Annotated in this window: 2 protein-coding genes; both read right to left on the reverse strand. The window is 74.7% G+C overall.

What is annotated here, in order from left to right; all coding sequences use genetic code 11:
• Positions 1–2,039 (reverse strand): GAF domain-containing protein (locus tag ACE3Q3_RS23850; protein WP_374450270.1); only part of this gene is annotated, 2,039 nt, incomplete at its 3' end.
• A 116-nt stretch (positions 2,040–2,155) separates the two neighbouring features.
• On the reverse strand, positions 2,156–2,656 hold a 501-nt coding region (locus ACE3Q3_RS23855; protein ID WP_374450272.1), incomplete at its 5' end, for a thiamine pyrophosphate-dependent enzyme.

Genomic DNA, 2,656 nt, shown 5'->3' on the forward strand with positions numbered 1-2,656 from the left:
TCGCGGATCTGCTGGTCGAGCAGGTCGATGTAGCCGAGCACGGCCGTCAGCGGCGTCCGCAGCTCGTGGCTCATGTTGGCGAGGAACTCGTCCTTGGCGCGGCTCGCCCGCTCCGCCGCCTCGCGCGCCCGGACCAGCTCCGCCTCGAACTGCTCGCGCTGCGAGATGTCGCGGACGACGACGGTGTGCTGGCTGCCGGCACCGCGGCCGGTCGCGGTCGCCCGGACCTCGAGCGCCCGGTCGCCGTCCGCCGCCGCCCGCGGCCGGCCCTTGGTGCGCCCGGCATCGACCAGCCGGCCGCCGCCGCGGCCGTCGATCGGCTCGATGAGCCGGTCGAGCGGCAGTCCGATCACCGTCTCCAGGGCGTGCCCGACGAGCGCCGCGAACCGGTGGTTGCAGTGGATGATCCGGCCCTCGGCGTCGGTCAGCGCGATGCCTTCCTCGACACTGTCGTAGATCGTCCGGAGTTCGCTCTCGCGCCGCCGGATCGCCGCCAGGACCTCGCGCTCGGCCGCCAGGTGCGCGATGTCGAGCACCGTCTGCCGGGCGATCGGCAGCAGGGCCAGCAACCCGTCCGGCCACCCTCGCGCGACGCCGCGCGTCCGCTCGATCCGCGGGGTCCCCGGCGGCGCCGGTTCGGCGCGCTCGCGGGCCCCGACCGCCACCGCCCAGGCGGGGCCGGCGTCGGAATAGGGGCGCGAGGCGTCGGTCGCCCACACCACGTCCTCGGGGATTTCGCCGCGCAGCAACAGGATCGTGCCGCCGCCGGCCACCGGCAGATCGATGCAGACGGCGCCGCTCGCGATGTCGCGGACCGTCGCCAGGGACGGATCGAGCGCGGCCAGCGATTCCGCGGTGAAGACCCCGGCGTCGGCCCGCTCGGCGGCCAGCCGGACGATGCGATCGAGCAGCGGTCGCGCCGGCAGCGTGCCGGTCGCCGCTTCGGAGCGGCCGACGCGGATGAGGGCGCCCGTCGCATCCGCCACCTCGGCGAGGCGGCGGACGAAGTGGGCGATCGCGCCTTCGGCGGCCCCCGGCCGTTCGACCGCCTCGCTCGCCGCCCGGCCGATGGCGATCGCCCGGCGGGTGTTCGCCGCCGCCTGGCTCGTCTCCTCGAGCGCGGCGAGCGGCGCGGCGATCGAGGTCGCCAGCAGCCGGCAGGCGGCGCGTCGGATCGCCGACAGGCGTCGCGGCTGGTAGTGGTGCGCCGTCACCATGCCCCAGAGGGTGCCGGCCACCTCGATCGCCATCGTCAGGCTGGCACGGACGCCGAGCCTGGTCAGGTGTTCGGCATGCAGGGGCGACGTCGAACGCAGGCCGGATTCGGAGAGGTCGAGCGGCCTGGTGCCGGGACCCGTGCGGCCCGGCACGCCGACGACCGGAACCTCCGGAAGCCGCACGTCCGGGATGAGGCGCGTCCCCGCCCGCTGGTAGAGCAGGCGGGCGACCGCGGGCAGGGCGTCGGCCGGCACCCGCAGTCCGAGGAAGCGCCCGGCTGCGGCCGGGGAGCGCTCCTCGGCCACGACGTCCCGGTTCCAGTCGCGGTCGAAGCGGAACAGCAGCACGCGATCGAAGCCGGTGATGTCGCGGAAGACCTGGACGATCTTCGTCATCATCGCCGCCGGATCGGCGATTCCGCGCAGCACCTCGATGCCGGCCTGGGTGCGGCACATCAGCTCGTACACCGCCTGCGGGCTGTCGTCGGCCGGCTCCAGTTCGACGATCAGGTGCTCGGACGTCCGCAGCACGGTCACCGAGTGCGGGGCCCCGTCGGCGGCGACGAAGGGCGCGCGCAGCAGCGTCCCGCCCGACGGGGCGGGCGCGGTCGTCTCGATCAGGGCCGCGACGGCAGGCGACAGGATTTCGGCGGGCCCGAGGCCGGCCAGCGCCTCCGGCGGACGCCCGAGGAGATCGGCGATGTTGGCCGAGCAGCGCTCGATCCGCCCGTCGCTCTGCCGGAACGCCAGCAGGTACCCGAAGGTCTGGATCGATTCCGGCGCATGCAACGGCACGTCGCCGGTTGGGTTGGCGCCCGTCATCGCACGGCCGCCGTCCGCACGGCTACGTCCGATCCGCGCATCGCCGGCCGGGTGGCCGACACGTCGCCGTCGGGCGCATGTGGGACGGGCTCACGTCGGGGGCGACGCGCCGGCTGTCATGCGACGCGATCGCCCTTCTTGATCTCGACCGCGCGGTTGTCGACGCCGGGCAGCATCTGGCCCGGATCGCGGGTGACCACGACGTCGATCACGGTCGGCCGGTCGCGCTCGGCGATGCCGGCGGCGAGCGCCCCGTCGACCGCGGCCGGATCCTCGACCCGGATGCCGCGGCAGCCCATCTGCTCGGCGATCGCGGCATAGTTCATCTCGACCAGGTCGCTCGACTGGTAGCGCCGGCCGTACATGGCGTGCTGCAGCGCCTTGACGTAGCCCGAGGCGGCGTTGTTGACGACGACGACCGTGAGGTTGGCGCCGCAGCGCCGCGCCGTCTCGAGCTCGCCCAGGCCCATGTTGAAGCCGCCGTCGCCGGTCACCGCGACGACCGGCTTGCCCGGGGCGGCGAGCGCCGCTCCCATCCCGCCGGGCAGGCCGTAGCCGATGGAGGCGAGGCCGCGGTCGGCGATGTAGTGCCGGCCGGCCGCCTTGGTGTCGTAGAT

The sequence above is a fragment of the Allostella sp. genome, assembly GCF_041913585.1.
Taxonomy (GTDB): Bacteria; Pseudomonadota; Alphaproteobacteria; order ATCC43930; family Allostellaceae; genus Allostella.